The organism is Streptomyces sp. NRRL F-5755, assembly GCF_001279365.1.
In the GTDB taxonomy this organism is placed as follows: domain Bacteria; phylum Actinomycetota; class Actinomycetes; order Streptomycetales; family Streptomycetaceae; genus Streptomyces; species Streptomyces rimosus.
The window spans coordinates 1-2,824 of record NZ_LGCW01000129.1 but is presented as its reverse complement, the minus strand read 5'-3'; the positions used below and the strand labels follow the sequence as shown (position 1 = coordinate 2,824).

Annotated in this window: 2 protein-coding genes and 1 pseudogene; all 3 read right to left on the bottom strand. The window is 75.6% G+C overall.

Features of this window, described 5'->3' with window-relative positions; genetic code table 11:
• Positions 1-354 (bottom strand): annotated as a pseudogene (locus tag ADK86_RS14845) (ADP-ribosylglycohydrolase family protein); the annotation flags it as partial.
• Positions 354-1,514, bottom strand: coding sequence for an ADP-ribosylglycohydrolase family protein (locus ADK86_RS14840; protein ID WP_053697025.1), 1,161 nt, complete (start codon positions 1,512-1,514; stop codon positions 354-356). The pseudogene ADK86_RS14845 and the gene ADK86_RS14840, both read right to left, overlap by 1 nt.
• Positions 1,515-1,520: 6 nt before the next feature.
• A partial coding sequence (locus ADK86_RS14835) for an ADP-ribosylglycohydrolase family protein (RefSeq protein ID WP_053697024.1) occupies positions 1,521-2,824 on the bottom strand: 1,304 nt, incomplete at its 5' end.

Here is a 2,824-nt window from a genome sequence, read left to right as displayed (position 1 = left end):
GGGTAGGGACTGGGGGCCGGGCGGGGAGGGCCAGGCGGGGCAAGCCGCCTTGATCGCGGGGAGGTCGGTGGGTTCGTCGTCGGCCAAGGGGGAGGGGAGCGCGGCGAGTTCGTCCATCAACTGCACGGCCAGGGCGCGCAGGCGCGGGTCCGCCGGGCGGGCTGAGGCACCGGCCCGGTCGGGGGCCGGATGCCCGCCCGCCGCCCGCCAGCGGTCCTCGACCGCCGACGCGTCGCGTCCGTCCTCGGCGGCCTGCCGCAGTTCGTGCCCGATCAGGTCCTCGGGTTGCACCCAGGTCAGGCGCAGTGTCGCGGGCCGCTGGTCCGGGGACTCGCCCGGCTGCCGGCGGGCCATCACGCACCCCCGATCGCGGCGAAGGCACGCTCATGGTCGAGCCGGCGCCGCCGGTCCCGCGCGAAGACCTCGCGGGCGACCTGGGCAAGGGCCGTCCCCGTCGCCCGCAGATCGAGCCGGCTCGCCCGCGAGACCGCCTCGCCCCACTCCTCGGGAACCCCTCGTTCGCCGTGCAGTGCTCCCGCGACCGCGCCGGCCATGGTGGCGATGGAATCGCAGTCGCGGCCGTAGTTGACCGAGCCCAGGACCGTACGGCGGACATCACCCTCGCCGACGACCAACATGCCCAGGGCGATGGGCAGTTCCTCGATCGCGTGCAGCCGGGAGGGCCGTCGCGCGCCGAGGGAGGGTTCGCGGTAGACGGGGCCGACGGTGTCGAAGGGCACGACGGCCGTACGCAGCGGCTCCAGCGCGGACTCGAAGTCCGTGTACCGCGTGGCCGCGGCGCACACGGCCTCTATGGCGGCGCGCGTCCCGTCCTTGGCGAGACACAGCACGTCCTCGACGACGGAGGCGGGCGTGGCCCCCGGCTTGCAGGCGGCGGCCACCGCTGCCGCGAAGACGCCCGCGGCCTCCCGCCCGTACGAGGACTGGTGAGCGCCGGCGATGTCCACGGCCTCCGCGTAAGCGCCCTCGGGGTGACCGGCGTTGACGATGCCGACCGGGGCCATGTACATCGCGGCGCCGCAGTTGACGATGTTGCCGACACCCGCCTCGCGCGGATCGACGTGACCGTAGTGCAGCCGGGTCACCAGCCACTTCTCCGCGAGGAAGAGGCGGTGCAGCGGAACCGCCTCGGCCTCCAGCTCGGGAATCCAGCGCGGCGCGCCGATCAGGTCGGGTACGAGGTGCTCGGCGACGGCGTACGCGTCCAGGTGGTCGCGGACCTTCTCGTAGACCCGCACCAGCGCGTGGGTCATGAGGGTGTCGTCGGTGACGTGCCCGTCACCCTTGTGGTACGGCGCGAGGGGCCGGGCGGTACGCCACTCCGGGTGGAAGGGGCCGACGACGCCGGTGACCCGGCCGCCGTACCGCGCCACGATCTCCTCCGGCGTGCAGCCCTCGACAGGACCGCCGAGAGCGTCGCCGACGGCGGCACCGAGGAGACAGCCGATGGCACGGTCTTCGAGGGGCGGGGTGGAGGATGCGGGGTTCGACATGGCCGGTCAGTCCTTTCGGGCGGGTGATTCGGGGGTGGTCGGTTCCGGAACAGCCGGGTCCGGAGCGGTCGCTTCCGGGGTGGTCGCTTCGGGGGTCGCTTCCCGAGCGGTCGCTTCCGGAGGGGGCGATTCCGTACGGGCGAGCCGTGCGGCCAGTTCGACGAGGTCGGTGCCGGCCAGCCGGGGAAGGGCGCAGCCCGAGAGGGTCCGGCAGGCGTCGCGCCAGGTGTGCGGGACGCCTGGTGCCCCGCCGAGCGCGCCGGTCAGCGCACCGGCGAGAGCGGGGGCCGAGTCGGCGACGCGGGAGAGGCAGGCCGCGGCCGGTACGGCCTCGGCCAGTCGGCCGCGGCCCGCGATGCCGAGGGCGAGCGCCACGGGAACGGTCTCGGCCGCGGCGATGCCGTAGCTGTAGACGTGATCGACAATCTCGTGCTCCAGGGTGGGCACGAGGATGAACGCGTGGCCGGGGCGGTCCGGCCGGTGGGGGCGGTGCGGGTGGTCGGCGGCCACGGTGCGGGCCAGGCGTACGGCGTGCAGGGCGTTGCGGCGGATTTCCGTACCCTCGGGCAACTGCTCCAGCGCCACGTCCGCGCAGGTGCCCGCCGTGGCACCGCCGAGCGCCGCCGCGATCGCCGCGGCCATGGCGCGGGCGCCGTGCACCCCGTCACCGTCCTGGGTGTACCGGGCGTCGAACTCGGCCAGCTCTGCGGCGGCGTGCGGATCGCCGGGGTGCACAACGGCCAGCACACAGGCCCGTACGCAAGCGGCGTCGTCGAAGAAGTGCGGGTTGTCGTGGCCGGTGGCGGGCGGGCGCAGCCCGGCGGCGAGGTTGCCGAGCCCGGCCCGTACGGAGATCCGGGCGCGCAGTGGCAGCACCGCCGACTCCACCTCGGGCGCCCGCTCGGCCGCCGCCGCGACCTCGTCGGCCAGCGCGTGCCACGCCAGGTCGAGGGCGGTACGCAGCCGACGGTCCCGGTCGGGGCCGCCGGGCAGCGCGCCCGCGGCGGTCAGCACGGCCTGCGCGGTGAAGGCGGCCCACTCGGCGTCGTCCGACGGGCCCAGGCGCAGCGGCTCGGGCGGCTGGTTGAGCGCGATGGGCACGGGCAGGGTGGTCGTCGCGTTCTGCTCCGCGAAGGTGTCCAGCTCACGGGTCAGCCGCCGCGTCCACTCCGGCATCCGCGCGGCCCGATGCCGTGCGGCCGGCCACCCGGCGGCGTCCCCCGCGGCCAGCCCGAGCAGCAGGCCCTCGATACGGAGGGGGTCGGCGGGGAGGTCGGGTGGGGGAGTAGGGGGTGGGGACGTGGTGGGTG

Excerpts from the sequence above, each read along its gene's own strand:
- ADK86_RS14840 (WP_053697025.1), bottom strand. The coding sequence starts at position 1,514 with ATGTCGAACCCCGCATCCTCCACCCCGCCCCTCGAAGACCGTGCCATC.